The organism is Trichococcus sp. ES5 (genome assembly GCF_900067165.1).
GTDB classification, from domain to species: domain Bacteria; phylum Bacillota; class Bacilli; order Lactobacillales; family Aerococcaceae; genus Trichococcus; species Trichococcus flocculiformis.
Genome location: NZ_FJND01000013.1, coordinates 60,819 through 72,538, shown reverse-complemented (window position 1 = coordinate 72,538; position 11,720 = coordinate 60,819). Strand labels below are relative to the sequence as shown.

13 protein-coding genes are annotated in these 11,720 nt (G+C 36.6%); 4 read left to right on the top strand and 9 right to left on the bottom strand.

Annotated features, from left to right (window positions below):
- From TES5_RS10540 to TES5_RS10510, 6 genes are all read right to left on the bottom strand, one after another.
- Positions 1-263: helix-turn-helix domain-containing protein (locus TES5_RS10540; RefSeq protein WP_143148279.1), on the bottom strand; the 263-nt coding region annotated here is incomplete at its 3' end.
- 484 nt (positions 264-747) lie between these two features.
- On the bottom strand, positions 748-1,266 hold the full coding sequence (locus TES5_RS10530) for a hypothetical protein (protein WP_068561842.1): 519 nt from the start codon (positions 1,264-1,266) through the stop codon (positions 748-750).
- Between the two features lie 148 nt (positions 1,267-1,414).
- A complete protein-coding gene (locus tag TES5_RS10525; RefSeq protein WP_068561840.1) occupies positions 1,415-2,827 on the bottom strand; it encodes an IS4 family transposase in 1,413 nt (470 codons plus the stop codon).
- Positions 2,828-3,594: 767 nt separating this feature from the next.
- Complete coding sequence (locus TES5_RS10520) at positions 3,595-4,137, bottom strand: PBECR4 domain-containing protein (protein WP_068561858.1); 543 nt, start codon at positions 4,135-4,137, stop codon at positions 3,595-3,597.
- A gap of 313 nt (positions 4,138-4,450) precedes the next feature.
- Positions 4,451-5,002 (bottom strand): tyrosine-type recombinase/integrase, encoded by a 552-nt coding sequence (locus TES5_RS10515; protein WP_068561838.1) that lies wholly within the window; start codon positions 5,000-5,002, stop codon positions 4,451-4,453.
- Positions 5,003-5,294: 292 nt separating this feature from the next.
- Entirely contained in the window at positions 5,295-7,220 is a 1,926-nt protein-coding gene (locus tag TES5_RS10510) for a heavy metal translocating P-type ATPase (protein ID WP_068561836.1), read from the bottom strand.
- Positions 7,221-7,518: 298 nt separating this feature from the next.
- Here TES5_RS10510 and TES5_RS10505 point away from each other — a divergent pair, with 298 nt between their 5' ends.
- Together TES5_RS10505 and TES5_RS10500 are read left to right on the top strand one after the other, a co-directional pair.
- Positions 7,519-7,833 (top strand): ArsR/SmtB family transcription factor, encoded by a 315-nt coding sequence (locus tag TES5_RS10505; RefSeq protein ID WP_068561834.1) that lies wholly within the window; start codon positions 7,519-7,521, stop codon positions 7,831-7,833.
- 43 nt (positions 7,834-7,876) lie between these two features.
- A complete protein-coding gene (locus TES5_RS10500) occupies positions 7,877-8,785 on the top strand; it encodes a cation diffusion facilitator family transporter (protein WP_068561832.1) in 909 nt (302 codons plus the stop codon).
- Positions 8,786-8,884: 99 nt separating this feature from the next.
- On the opposite strand, the gene TES5_RS10495 is transcribed toward TES5_RS10500, so the two are convergent.
- Both TES5_RS10495 and TES5_RS10490 read right to left on the bottom strand, forming a co-directional pair.
- Positions 8,885-9,496 carry a CadD family cadmium resistance transporter gene (locus TES5_RS10495; RefSeq protein ID WP_068561830.1) on the bottom strand — a complete coding sequence of 204 codons (612 nt, stop codon included), beginning with the start codon at positions 9,494-9,496 and terminating at the stop codon, positions 8,885-8,887.
- Positions 9,497-9,512: 16 nt separating this feature from the next.
- The gene (locus TES5_RS10490) at positions 9,513-9,875 is read right to left on the bottom strand and encodes an ArsR/SmtB family transcription factor (RefSeq protein ID WP_068561828.1); all 363 of its coding nucleotides are present in this window, start codon (positions 9,873-9,875) and stop codon (positions 9,513-9,515) included.
- A 304-nt stretch (positions 9,876-10,179) separates the two neighbouring features.
- On the opposite strand from TES5_RS10490, the gene TES5_RS10485 reads away from it, so the two are divergent.
- Together TES5_RS10485 and TES5_RS10480 are read left to right on the top strand one after the other, a co-directional pair.
- Positions 10,180-10,509 (top strand): AbrB/MazE/SpoVT family DNA-binding domain-containing protein, encoded by a 330-nt coding sequence (locus TES5_RS10485; RefSeq protein ID WP_000629052.1) that lies wholly within the window; start codon positions 10,180-10,182, stop codon positions 10,507-10,509.
- Complete coding sequence (locus tag TES5_RS10480; RefSeq protein ID WP_068561826.1) at positions 10,499-10,786, top strand: type II toxin-antitoxin system RelE/ParE family toxin; 288 nt, start codon at positions 10,499-10,501, stop codon at positions 10,784-10,786. The genes TES5_RS10485 and TES5_RS10480 overlap by 11 nt, the downstream gene beginning before the upstream one ends.
- Positions 10,787-11,066: 280 nt before the next feature.
- On the opposite strand, the gene TES5_RS10475 is transcribed toward TES5_RS10480, so the two are convergent.
- Positions 11,067-11,630: a recombinase family protein gene (locus tag TES5_RS10475; RefSeq protein WP_068561824.1), complete on the bottom strand. Its 564-nt coding sequence runs from the start codon at positions 11,628-11,630 to the stop codon at positions 11,067-11,069.
- Between the last annotated feature and the right edge of the window lie 90 nt (positions 11,631-11,720).

Sequence of the window (11,720 nt, the reverse complement as noted above, 5' to 3'; positions counted from 1 at the left end):
ACCAGTTCCGCTTCCTGTTCATCTGTCAGCCGTGAAGGTCGTCCGCTTTGTTTTTTGGAGACTAAACCTTGGATTCCATTATGGCAGTAATTTTTCACATAGTGGCTGACAGTATGCTCGTCGCGGCCGATGGTGTGCCCGGCTTCTTTCCGGGTGCGGCCTTCGAGAACCAACTTGACTGCCAGGCAACGCTCGTACAACCGGCGGTTGTCTGTCGTAGTCATCGCTTTTTCCAATTCACGGATTTGGCGTTCTGTTTCCATGTTCCCCACTCCTCAAGTGTTTTCTTTAGTATACGCCTACAGGAGGAAAAACGAATGCAATTTAACTCAATTTATATAAGTTACTTTTTTATATACTCGTTCTCATTTTCTAGAAAAGTCTTCTTTATTCTAATTTATCTTAGTCAGGAAAGAAAGTATCAATAAAAACATACTAAAAGTAGAAAGGAGAAGTTTCAAAAAGATTTCTACTTAGCTAATTTTAGTATACTTCGCTATACTATTTGTCCAATTGCCTTAGTGATATTAATGTCCCAAGTTCCCATTACCCTTATTAGTAGGGGGTATCACTTTGTTATCATTATCAAAAATAATTGTTTCTTCATTCAAGCTAGCCTCCTTGAGGTTTTCCTTCTTAAATACAGTTGCTGACAATAAAAGAATCACTATTAAAACAATGACTGATAAAAATAATCTTCTTTTTCTCAACTTTTTCACTCTTCCCCGTCAACTTCCGTATTTTCCATTATTGAACCGCTTTAACATGATAGGTTTGTCCAGACTTTGGATTATCGACTAGGAAATAAAAGAATTGACTTGTGATTATAGTATAGGGCGATCCGCTAAGTGGCAGATTGTACGCTTCCACAACATTGCTGGGGTTTGCAGCTGAACTAGTTGTGTTAACTCCAAATCCCCCTTTTTGAAAAGTTAATCTAAATGTAGATGTAGTTGACGATCCGAAAAGATACCCCCCATATCTACGCCCTGAACCATAAAATTCATTGGACTGATAACTAGCACCATTATTAAGCCATTTAACAGTAGTTGGATAATTTACACCCAAAGGCTGTATAATCATGTCATTGTTTTCAATTATTTCCCTTGACGGTTCTACTACCTCCCCATTCTTGTCATAAATAATTATATTTTCATCAGAAGTAGAGCTAACTTCATCTGCGCTAGCAGTATGAGGTATTACGAAGCTATTTAATACAGATAACATCAAAACGATGAACCCAATTTTTTTTAAATATTTCTTCATATTTATCTCCCCTTATTTCTATTTGTTTTAATATATCATATCATTTAGTAATACAAAATAATACAAAAAACAAATAATATATAACTCAACTTTCGCACACCGAAAAAGACCCTAAAGGCTTGATATATCAATAATTCTAGCTATACTATTATGCCGATAAACCGCTCGGGAACTGATTTTCAGGTTGATGAAATGCTCGTTTTAAGAAAGCAGGAAAGTTGTCGAAAACTCTGTCCAGAACAGACTGCACCATTTCTTCAGACAAGATAGGTTCTTCCCTGAGAGACGCCTTCAGGCAGTCCAATACCAATAGAATTGCTTCTGCAAATCGGATGTCCTCCAATTCATCACAACACAAAAAGAACAGCTGACCGATGGTCCTCGGATCTTGCGCTTCGCGCGTCCGCAGCGCAAGCATGATGTAACGGGTGAAGACAATCGTCGTGTGGGCTACCATCGCATCGTAACTGCGGCACTGAAACTCTTTTCCTAGCGCCAGATGTGATTTTGCCACCTTGAAGAAACACTCAATATCCCAGCGTTTGCCGTAGAGACGAACAATTTCTTCTTCAGGCAGGTTCGTATCTGTGGACAAGATTGCAAGCCAATTTTTGGAGCGGTTTCGGTCACGCACGAAGACAATACGGGCTTGGATCTCTTTTTCATTATCGTCCAATGCCAAGCTGACGACAACAGATGCGAGAATCTTGGCACGACCACGTTTTTTGCGCACAACCTGATACAACTGGGTCAAAGTATACTTTTGCCCTTCATACGTGTAGTACACGCGGTGCATCCGTTTTAGCATACAGATCACCTCGAGTGGATACTCTGAAACTACGCGCTTGATTACTTTTGGAAATGCAAACCAACTATCGAAAAGTAACGTCTGAGCGCAGAGTTGGAGCGGATTTATATCATCAAGCAAGTCGAACAGCGCTTCCGTCGACTTTTTGACGGCTTCCTTTCGACGCTTGTAACCCACAGTACGCTTATCTATGGCGGGATTGATTTCTTGGAAACGGTTCGATTGTTTCTCTGAGCTCAACAAAGAGAACGCAAGCGGCAGGAAAGTGTTCCCATCTGACCACCCCAAAGTCAGCATGCGAAAGCCACGGACGAACTTCTTGGTAGTATGGTCATGAACGAGCGCAAGCATTTCGACTGATTTACTACGGGCACGGCTGTATAAGGAATCGTCCAAAATCAGGACGCGTTCGCGGTTTTCCGAGACAAGCGGGAGCAATTTCTGGGTAATGACATTCCGGCTCAGCAACAACAGAAACTTGCGCCAATTATAGGTTGCGTTGTTGAGCAGACGATAAACCGCATCCTTGGCAGGAGCCTCTGGCTCCCGTCCGGATTCCAATGTCCGATACAAATTTTTCTTTTGAAGGACCAATGAAAAGATGAACTGGACCAGTAGTACCGGTGAGATGCCTGCTTCTTTCCGAATATTGGATTGATTGAGTAACATACCCAGTTTTTGTTCGCGAAAAAATTGATGAACAGAAGAATTAAGTTCCTGATTGATTTGATTTTCTGGTAAAATAGTAGCCATAAGACATCTCTCCTTGGTTGTGTTAGTGTGGTAACTACATTTTACCAAAGAGAGGTGTCTTTTTGCGCACATTTTTGATATTAAAGACTTTAAAAACATTGATATATCAAAGGGCTAAATAGGTTTTTCAAGTGCGAAAGTTGAGTATATAATTAAAAACTAAAGTATCCTATATAAATTGAATTAAAGTAAGTAGCTTTCGTAAATAAAGTTCTAAAAATACAAGTATTCTACCAACGATATGACTCTTTATGTTCATAACTCAAGATTAATGGCGCTAAATTAACAGACGATACTTAGTGCCTGTTTGCCATATCTATATCTTATGTCCATAAGTCAACAAGGATATTCTACCTGAAATATATAGCTGCCAATAAATTGAAAGGTCGTTCAAGACTTTTTCATGAGGGGTTCAGTCGGACTAAAAGGACTAATGTTACTGGACCTCAAGCCGCGCTTGTTACGCAAATTAACCCTGAATCGGAAGGGTGCTTAAATTGGATATTAACGGAGGGATAAAGTAAAATTTATCTCTAGGGAATGTTTAGAAAGGATCCAAGTTCCTTAACAAGTGACAATTAGTAATGTAGTAACAACGATAGATTGTATGCCGAACATTTCAATTTGATACGTATAAAAGACGATTTCAAGCTCATCCGTGATAAAATAACCCACATGAATGATTTGAAATCGTCTTAAAATGCTTTATTTTATAACCCAAAATAGAATAATTACTTCAAAATGACGTCGCATATCACTATTAATGATTAACCGATGACTTCCATAATCATTTTAAGTTCCCCGGATGTTAAATCCTCGCTAAAAATGCCAGTAACTTTTTGTCCAGGTCCAATTTCCTTTGATGATAGGTTTAACAAAGAGATAGGGATATAGATTAATCCGTTTTGTTTCAAAGACAGAGCCAATATTTTTTTCCTTGTTCGAATAGCTGCATCATAGCGAAGAGAAGCGTAAACACCTCTGCCAACAATAGAAATATGCTTCCCCAATAATAAATCAAGGCTACCTATTACTTGTAATTTCTGAAAGGTCGTCCCATCCGTTTTGATTTGAATATCCTGTAAATTTATTTTCCTGTCTAAGGCATCTTGAAAAAACAAGTGTGTGCCTCTGCGATAATCAATGCCACAGAGGTGCATAAAATTAGTTGTCGAAAAAATAATCGCTACCGTTGAGACTTCTCCGACAAAGGATACTTTTTTATCTACAAAATGTTCTTGTAAGAGATGGGCAGCCTTATAAATCGCGTTTAACTGTCTGGTAATTTGGGTTGTCTCTTTTATAGACATGCGTTTGTATTCTTTTTTTACCACGTGTGAAGAATGCTCCTTTTTCCCAATAAAAAAAGCTGCTCAAAAGAGCAGCCTTTTATACAGGTTTAGTTTTGGTGCTTGCCACCCGCCGGACCCTTACGTTCCGGATTTGTATCGAGTTTAGTTTTGGTGCTCGCCACCCGCCGGACCCTTATGTTCCGGATTTATATCAAGTTGACTATGAGCCTGCTCTCATTTGTATATATAATATACCAAAAAAAGGCGGATTTGTCCAATACCGTGGCCAATTATAAACGTCTTACTGTGCTTATCTACTATAATAATACAATCAAAAACCTAACCGAAAATTTAATAACGTTTCACTGATTTCATCTTCATTAATTCCGATGTAGCGTTTGGTAATCTTCTCGCTGCTGTGACCAAAGATTTCCATTAAGGTGGCCACGTCTCTGGTTTTCTTGTAATAGTGGTAACCAAAGGTTTTTCGTAGGGTGTGGGTGCCGATATCGTCCCTTCCTAACAGCTTCGCGACCTTTTGAAACATCTGGTAGACCGTATTGACTTCTAAATGGCCGCCCTTAGTACTGGGAAACAAGTAAGCCTCCGGATCTAAGGGTGCGGTATAGCCGTGAATCAAGTCCTGTAAGCTGCTTAAGTATAAAATGCGTGTTTTCCCTGTCTTTTGCTCCACGATGCGCGGGTTTTTTGAGGTAATCACGCCTTTTTTCTTGAGTTTGACGATGTCGGACATGCGCAGACCGCTGTTAATTCCGATTAGAAACAAGAAAACGTCACGTTCCGCATTTTTATTCCGTCGCAGGCAAAATAAAAAATCATTAATCTCCTGTTGCGACCGTAGTGGCTGAACATTATAGCCCATGACAAGCCATCCTTTTTAGTCTGTTCGAATACATGATTATAGTCATTATAACACGAAATCGTGTGTTTAGGGGGAGTAGAAAAAAAGAACCTTATAGGGATAGGGTTCTTGATACACGATTTTATGTAATTTCATGTGTCTTGTATTCAAGTCACGCCACAAGAGTATGGTTGACATATCATTTTGACTTTGAACATCTAGATAAATATAAATAAATAATAGAGATAAAAAATGTAGTGTAATCCTTAATTATCTCTATTACTCGATTAATTTGAAGGTGTGCAATCATTCTTTAGACTGCCCTTAGCAATCGAAGTCCATTCAAAATAACAACCAATGTACTTCCTTCATGAATAATGACACTGATGGCAATATCCGTTAAGCCCAAGAAACTAACGACAATTAAAAAAGCAACAACGGCCATTGAAAAAATAATATTCTGCCAAATAACACGGTTCATTTTCGAAGAAATATTATGAGATTGTACCAATTTTGATAAATTGTTTTGCATTAAAACTAAATCAGATACCTCTACTGCCACATCAGTCCCATCTCCCATAGCGATTCCCACATCTGCATTAACAAGAGCAGGAGCATCATTTACACCGTCTCCAACCATGGCGGTCACACCGTATTTTTCTTTTTGTTCGTCTATTATTCTGGATTTGTCTTCCGGCATGACATTTGCAATCACTTCATCTATTCCCAATTGTTTAGCAACCGCTTTTCCCGTCATTTCTGAGTCACCAGTAATTAATGTGGTGTGTATACCTTGTTTTCTGAAATACTCAATGGTTGCTTTTGCATGTTCACTTGGAATGTCCATGAGGGCAATAAGGCCTAGAACCTCTTCATCTACTGCTACGTACACGACTGTCTTACCTTCTGAAGCCCATTCATTATTTAAACGACTATACTCATCTGAAACATCATCAAACGAAGTCGGTTTTCCTATACGATAATTTCTCCCTTTGTAATCTCCTGTCAATCCTTTACCAATCTGGTTTTCTACATCAATAGTTAGTTTGTTTTTTTGCTCAAACTTTCTTAGAATAGCATCTGCTAAAGGGTGATTGGATTCTTTTTCAAGAGCTACTACGATATCAATCATGTTTTCTTCGTTCACGGAATCAGCAAAATAATAATTGGTTACTTCAGGTTTTCCTTTGGTCAAGGTGCCCGTCTTATCAAATGCAATTGCTTTAATATCGGCTAATTGAGACAGGTAAGAACTACCTTTTGAAAGGACTCCTTTTTTGGCTAAATTAGAAGTCGTCGATAGCGTTGCCGAGACAGTAGCTGCTGCTAAAGCACACGGTGAAGCTGCAACTAAAAGGACTAATCCTCTATAGACACTTTGTGACCATGTCCAATCAAGTAGAAAAGGTGTCAATAACATGAATAACGGAATGGCAATTAAAACAACTGTGACGTATTTGGGTTCAAATTTTTGGATAATACTCGCAGCTTTTGTTTGGTTATCTTGGTTCTGGTTCACTAATTGTAAAATTTTTGAAAATACTGTATCTTCGTTTTCTTTGGTGACTTTCATCGTGAAGCTACCTGTTCCATTAATTGTACTCCCGAAGACGGCATCTCCTTTGTATTTCTCTTTCGGGATACTTTCTCCATTAATAGACGACTCATCAATGGATGTAGATCCAGACAAAATGACGCCATCAATAGGTACTTGATCGCCATTCAAAACTTGAAGTTGATCTCCCACTTTTAATTCACTGACATCTACATTTTTTGTACTGCCATCAGGTAGGATTAACCGGGCAGTCGTTGGATTCATTTCGAGTAATTTCGTTATTTCTCGTTTGCTTCTTCCTTCTGCATAATCTTCCAAAAAATGTGCTCCAGAAAAAATAAGAATCAATAATGTTCCTTCCCAAAAATTCCCCATTAAAGAAGCTCCGATTGCCGCTAATCCCATTAAAATATGAGAATTAGGCATGAACTTTTTTTGGTTTTTTGAGTTCTCAATTGTTTCTCCAAGGCCTTCAAGAACAATGACATGATACCCAGCGCTGATTGTAGCGATTGAGAACAAAACATTTTGTAGCAACTGATAATCTTCATTCAAAAATAGAGCAATCACTGCTAATGCTAAACCAACAAAGTACAAAACGACTGGCATTTTCCCATGATCATGATCGTGACCGTGGTTGTGATTATGCTTTTCTTGAGACTGTTGTTTTTGGACAGTTTCCATTTCTATTGCCTCCCTATATAATTTATAAGTCCTTTGTTTTCCATCATTTACTTCTTGAATCACAAAAATTTCCGCTATTTCTGGATCCTTTCGTCTATTCCAAAAGTAAATCGTAATGAATCTACTTTGCATATGACTAACTAATCATATGTTTGTATTCTCATTTTATATCGCTATATACGTTTTGTCAAGATAAAGAGAACGCAACTTCTCTTTTATAAACAAAAGATTAGCATTGTTTCGCTCATATGGTAATATAGATATGAACGAAAGGTCATATGAAAGGAATAAAAACACTATGGATATAAAAACAACTTCTCCAATCGATAAAGAATCTATTCTGTCAATAAGCAAACTATTTAAGGTGATTAGTGATCCTACACGATTGTCGGTTCTCTTTCTTTTACAGAAAAAAGAGTGTAGTGTTGGAAATATCGCTATTTCTCTGGACATGGAACAGTCTGCTATTTCTCATCAATTAAAAACGTTGAAAGACGCACGCTTAGTAAAATCAAGAAGAGAAGGAAAAAGTATGCTTTACAGTTTAGATGACCTTCATGTTTTTAGTATTCTCGAACAAGTTTTAACTCATGTCAGTGAATTAGAAAAATAAAACCAATTAGTTATGTAGCATACAAACTTAGGAGGTTTTTAAAATGTCAAAATCAGATAAAAATCATAATCACTCGCATCAGGATCAATCGAAAAAAAATATTAAAATTGCTTTCTTCATAAATTTTATTTTCTCTATAAGTGAATTTTTCTTTGGGTTTCTTTTCAATAGTGTGTCCATTATGTCTGACGCAGTTCATGATTTAGGGGACTCTATTTCAATTGGATTCGCTTGGTTTTTTCAAGGTTATTCAGAGAAAAAACAAGATGAACGGTTCACCTTTGGCTATAACCGATTTTCTTTACTGGGCGCGCTGATAACTGGCGTTGTGCTAATTAGTGGCTCGTTCTTTATGATCTATCGTAGTGTGCCACGTTTGCTTGACCCACAACCCGTAAATTATAGTGGCATGTTCTGGCTTTCTCTCGTAGCTATTGCATTGAATGGATATGCTGCTTGGATTTTAAGCAAAGGCACATCCAAAAATGAGGGTATGTTGAACCTCCATATGCTGGAAGACGTATTAGGGTGGATTGGAGTCTTGATTGTGAGTATTCTAATGAACTTTACCGAGGCATATCGTCTGGATCCTATCTTATCGATTTTGATTGCACTCTATATCCTCTACAAAACCATTCCTGAATTTTTCACCACAATGAAAATTTTATTGAATGGTTCGCCTGAAAATGTAAACGTAAAGAGCTTGGCGAATTCCATTAAAAATGTTCCTGCTGTAAAAGACCTCTCACATTTTCACATTTGGTCACTGGACGGGGAAGAAAACGCCCTTATCGTCACGGTTCTTATAGACCCTTCAGACATAGACAAGGCTAGGGAAATAAAAGAAGTAATTGCAGAAATCGCACATGAATCCAGTGTGAAAAATCATATCACAATAGAAATAACAACAAGTAAAGAAGAACTTGAGAAAGGATACTCCCACAACACTTAGGATAGTCCTACACTAAAAATACCTCATTATTTGAAAAGCAAAAAAGGCAGCGACTAAACAAATCGCTGCCTCTCTTTTTATCTTTCGTGATTATGATTTTTAAAAACCTAGTAGCGTTTGTATCGTCCCGTTCTCTACCAAGATAAAGATTCCTAATCCAATAAACACGATTGGAACAATGATTCGTTCATACTTTTCTAACGTTTCGGAAACAAAGGAAATTTTTGCCAACTTATAACTGATAAAGCAAAGAATCGCAATCGAGATAACGAATACTACTAAGGCAATTAAAATTTCTGAAAAAGCTAACGAAGTAAAGTAGGGAATATAAATCCCTAAATTGTCTCCACCTGACGCAATGGTTATTAAGGCGACAGTCCAGAATAACCGACTGGTTCCTCTAGATTCTAGTTTTTCAACGACTTCCTCTTCTTCTTCCTCCTCTTCGCCTATCACAGCGACACGGATACCTAAATAAATTGGAATTAATCCAAGAAGTCCAATGATCCAATCTTGCGGAATAAAATTCAGCACATAAGCAGCAAACAAACTTACAGCTACCAAAATGCCTGTTCCAAGATATTGACCCCAAAAAATGTGTCGAATACCTTTTTTTGTGTGACTTTGAGAAAAGATAATGAGCAAGATAAACAAATAATCAATGCTCGTAGAAATGTAAACAGCGATAGCTGAAAAAATACTTTGTAACAAAATAACTTCCTCCAAACTAAGATTTCATAGATAGATTTTCTGATAACTTTAAAAAAACACGAATAGCGGAAAGGATGTCTTCATTCGCTAAAGAGTAATAAACTACTTTTCCATCTTGACGTGATTTTGCCATTCCATGTTTTTTTAAAAAACGTAAATGGTGTGACGTTGTAGCGACACTAGCAGTAAGTATTTCTGCTAAATCACAGACGCACATTTCCTTATAGGTTTCTAAAGCATAGAAAATTTTAATTCTAGAAAAATCGCTGAAACATTTCCCTAACACAAGTAAGTTTGAAAAATCTTTTTGATCCAATTTATTTTTTATTCCATTTACTTTTTCTTTATGTACGACAGTCACTTGGCAAACTTTTTTCATTCATCTCACCTCACATTCAAACGATTATTTGAATGAAGTATACCTATTTGATCACTCTTTTGTCAATCTACCTTAATTCCAATACACTATTATAAGCAATTTCATGTATTGAAGTAAACTTACTTGCAAGTGCGTTTTTGATTCCAAGTTAAAAACATATTATTATTCTACATAATTTCCTAATCAAATAAAACTCCTTTGAAAATTGTTCTAAAGGAGTTTTATTATTTTGTATTTCTACTAAAAATAGCGTACAATGTAATTACTAAGTAATTACGAAATGTAAAATAATGGAGGAAATCATATGATTACAAAAACAAGAAAACAAGGAAATTCTATTATGTTAACGGTCCCTAAAGAATTCGATGTGCCCAATGGTGTTGAAGTAGAAGCTAAGCTTGTAGAGAATGGTATCCTTTATGAGTTTGTAGAGCCTAAAAAAGAATTTTTTGATTTTAGTGAAGATATTTTGGCTGATATTCTTTCAGAAGGTTATAGCAAACAAGAGATATTAAAAGAATTTAGAAATAGAAAAAATGCGTTAACTTCTGCATTTAAATCTATTGCTGAAGATACTGTTGCAAATTCTAAACCGATGACAAAAGAGGAGTTGGCAGCAGAAATTGGCTTATGAGATTCTACCTTCTAAACACGTAGTAAAGTATTTAAAAAAATTAAAAGAGAAAACATTAAAAGAACAATTTTTAACGATAATTTATGATGAGATAGCTGTTCGTCCTCATTCGGGAGAACAAAAAACGGGTGATCTATCAGGAATCTGGGCTATGGGATTTAAGTATGCAGGTACGACATATCGGGTTGCATATGAAATTAAAGATAATACAGTGATACCTATCTTACTATGTGGAACGCATGAAAATTTTTATGAACAATTAAAAAAGATTAGGTAAGAACCCAATATTATTAACTTGAGAGGATAGACTACACTTCAAAAGATAATTTTTAATAGCTGAGAGTTGTAATACCCTATATTTTTAAACCACTAACCTACATATTTATGAAAATAGAAAAAATTAAAACGCATTTTAAGCCTATTTCAAATTGAAACTCTTCATCCTTATGCACAAAGAGGACTTAAAATGCGTTATTTTGTATTGTTTTTTAGTAAAAATAAAAAAATCACTTCTAATTCTCCCATAATTATTATAAATTCCAATAAATTAAAATAGATTATTCCCTACTGTCTTTTAAGTAGCGATAAAGTGTTGCTTTGCTAATACCAGTCATTTCCGTAATTTCTTTTACGCTATAAACCTGACTTTTATACAATTTTACTGCTCGATCAACATCTTTCTGGTTCACACGTGGACGGCCACCTTTACGGCCTCTCGCACGTGCACTTTTCAAACCTTCTTTAGTACGTTCAACAATTAAATCACGTTCAAATTGGCTAAACGCTTGGAAGACAGTCATCATTAAGCGCCCGTGAGGCGTGCTGGTATCAAAGTTTTCTTTCAAGCTCACAAGCTTCACTTGGTGTTCTTCAAAATAGGTAACAAGGTCAATCAAATCCTTTGTACTACGACCCAATCGAGAGAAACTTTCCACAATTACCGTATCTCCCGGACGAATTTTATCTTTTAAACGATTTAGTTGGGGACGATCCGCTTTGGTTCCCGTCATTTTCTCAGTCAGGATTTCATTGCAATTTTGTTCATTGAGTAAGTCTAATTGACGATTTAGTTCTTGTGAACGCGTACTCACCCGGGCATAACCATAAATGTATCCACTCATGCTTTTCTTCCTTTCGTACTTTAGTTCTGGTTTCATTGTATCATAAAAGGGAGTTATAGATACGTAGTTAATGTAACAAGTTATGATACA